We start from the raw sequence: 2,477 nt of genomic DNA, 5'->3' as shown, positions 1-2,477 counted from the left end.
ATAGCTTGTCAAATTCACAAAATGAGATTTACACCATAGATACAGAGCAAGAAATAATGCTTAAAGCCTTTGTTTATGAGGAGCAGAAAATAAGAGTTGCAAGAAGCAAGCTTAAAGACAGTAAAAGCCAAGAAGCAAGAGAGTATAAAGAAGAGGAAGGAAATATCACCAAAAAAATAAAGGCTTTAAATAGCTATGAAACAAAGAGTATCAAATGGGCTTTTAAGATAGTAGATGGAAGCTACAAAAAAGGCAGAAACAAAGCCTTTGAAGCACTTGGCAAGAAAGAAGCCAGTATAAATCTCGCAAACAAAGGCGAAAGATTAAGCTTTATCCCAAGGGGCTATGTTGAGTTAGAGGGTGTTTGTGGAGATCTTTTGAAATTAAAACTTAGTTCTTTGTTTGATGAGGGCTTACTTGGAAATTCAAAGCAAGAGGATGAGGCTGAGAAAGAAGCAAGGGAAGAATATATAACGGACAAAGAATCAAACAACGAATATGAAACTAAAAAAGAATCAAGTAAAGAATCAAGCGAAGAAGAAGGGGCTAAAGAAGAATCACAAAACAAGCTTATAAACAAAAACATCATCTTCTTTGCTTATGATGAAAGAATGGGGATAAATTTAAGCACTGATACAAAAAACAATGCTTACCGTGTGTATATGGATAATAATTTATATGATAAGAGGATAATCAAACAAGACCGTATTACTTCAATAGAATTAAAAATAATCAAAACAAGATTTAGGCTTGAATTTGATGGGGAATATTTATGCTTCTTTGAAAATGAAAGAATCCTAAAGGAATGGTTGTGTAAGAAAAATGATAAAAAAGTAGAAGAAAAAACATATAATATAAACTTACATTCATTGTCTAAATCTTTAAAGGATAAAGGCATTATTTTAGAATCTAGCAGCGAAAAAGAGTTGCTTAATTTATTAGAAAAAGCATACACAAACTCACAACGACAAGATTATGAAAATGATTTTATTGAATTAAACATTAAATACCAAAAACGCATTTTAATCTTAATTGAAAGATTCAAAGAAACTACCGAATCTACACTTGCTAGAATGAATATCTATATAGACAATCAAAGGGTAAAACAAAATGGAGAAATCGAAAATGAAAAAGGCATAAAGCCCATAGATGATGAGAACTTCCCCTATGCTTACATACTAGAAAGAAATGGATCTGATAGCATAGGTGGAGAGTTAAAGTTGCGAATCCCAGAGGGAATATATGATGTAAGTTGGCATATTGGAAAAAAAAGAAAAAATAATATTAAACTTTATAACGATTTTGTATCGCCTGATAGGTATATTTTGATACACGAGGGATATACAAAAGAAAATAGTCAAAACCAAGAAGGTGCTTCCCCTCGCAATACTTATGGTTGTTTAGTCATTGCTAAAGAAAGAGTAAAAGATAAAAATAATCCTAATCTTTGGGCTGATAATATATTAAAGGCAGATTCTAGCAAAAAAGACGATTTAACCAAAGCTATAACACAAAAAGATGGCTTTATTTATAAGGCAATCTTAAATGACGATAAATATCATAAAGCGAGTGAAGTTGTAAAATATATAGGAGTAAAAATTGTAAATAAGTTTAACTTAACGCATTGCACAAACATAGAAAATAATGTAACTAAAATTAACAACCAAAAAGGTATACATCTTTTTAGCCTTGAAAGAAAAAATATAAAAGAATCTAAATTAAAGGCAAAAGAACTTTATGAGATCAAAGGCATTCAGTGGTTTGAAACAAGTGCCGATAATTATCATAAACTACTATATGTAAATGAAAAGTTAAAAGACAGGCAAGAATGTCAAAGCTTGGGTGTTTTATATTTTACTTGGAAAGAGGTGGTGGAGTTTGCGGAAATGCTATATGTGCCGTCTAAACATAATTATGAACTTGTTGTGAATTTTTCAAAATATTTTAATGGCAAGATTGGAGATTGGAAGCAAGCAGAAAATGGAGCTAACAAACATATCTTAGTCTCAATGGAAGGTATTCCTTACTGGGCTGATGCTGTTGGACAGATTCCTTTTGCTATAAATTGTTATAAAACTTTCTATGAAATTACCAAAAATCATAATTATGCCAAAAATGCCACTATAAATATAGCTTATTTGTTTCATAATGGTAGCATAGACAATGTCTTTGATTTTTTAACTAGCGACTATGTTAATGTATGTGGCTTAAAACCAAAAATTTATGATGAAATTCTTGAACCACCAACAGATAAAAATTCTTACGATAACAAAATGATTTTACGAGCCATAGGTTATACTTACTTATCAAAATATTCCAATAGGGAATCATTAGCTTTAGATTCTACTAGAAAGGCAATATATGAATAAAATTTTATGTTATATTATTATGTCTATGACTTGGTTTATAGGCTATTTTTTAGCCAATATAATTTTAGAACTTTGCCTTGATGTGATAAATTTTATAATGCAAGAGGA

General features: G+C 30.2%; 1 protein-coding gene. It reads left to right on the top strand.

Annotation, left to right across the window (positions count from 1 at the left end; translation table 11 throughout):
• On the top strand, positions 1–2,369 hold a 2,369-nt coding region (locus DMC01_RS13990; protein ID WP_221887164.1), incomplete at its 5' end, for a DUF5675 family protein.
• Positions 2,370–2,477: the final 108 nt, after the last annotated feature.

This window comes from Campylobacter troglodytis, from assembly GCF_006864425.1.
Taxonomy (GTDB): domain Bacteria; phylum Campylobacterota; class Campylobacteria; order Campylobacterales; family Campylobacteraceae; genus Campylobacter_D; species Campylobacter_D troglodytis.
Note: the sequence above shows the minus strand (reverse complement) of the source record. Positions and strands in the feature narration are given on the sequence as shown.